Origin of the sequence: Clostridium lapidicellarium (genome assembly GCF_041224415.1) — a bacterium.
Classification (GTDB): domain Bacteria; phylum Bacillota; class Clostridia; order Clostridiales; family Clostridiaceae; genus Clostridium_B; species Clostridium_B lapidicellarium.
Genome location: NZ_JBGFFE010000068.1, coordinates 1 through 435 on the forward strand (window position 1 = coordinate 1; position 435 = coordinate 435).

Annotated in this window: 1 pseudogene; it reads right to left on the bottom strand. The window is 33.1% G+C overall.

Annotation, left to right across the window (positions count from 1 at the left end):
• Positions 1-307, bottom strand: a pseudogene (locus AB8S09_RS15825) (ISNCY family transposase); the annotation flags it as partial.
• Positions 308-435: the final 128 nt, after the last annotated feature.

Sequence of the window (435 nt, forward strand, 5' to 3'; positions counted from 1 at the left end):
TGGTGTTTGATGAAACTTTGATTCCTTCAAATTCTTCTAAGAGTTCTGAAAAATGAGTTAAATTGGCGCCTTCATATTTTGTCCGGTATAAGTCAACAATAGTCTGCTTTGTGGAATTATCTAAAGAATGGGCAGGCTTTCTGCCACGATTTCCATGTATAAAAAAGGCTTTTCCCTGTTCCTTATATCCCTTAATCATTCTGTTAACGTGTCTAACAGTACAGTTAATCTGTATGGCGGCTCTTCGCTTGTTACCATTACTCTCTACTAATTTCTTGATTATGTTATACTTCACATTTTCATTCATTGTCAAAACTACCTTTCTAATTTTGTCCACCCCACTTTTTAATCATGAGGTTTTATTATACTATAAACTTATATATCTGGGACATAATCAAATGCGGTATACTAAGACATTATCACAATTAAATCATA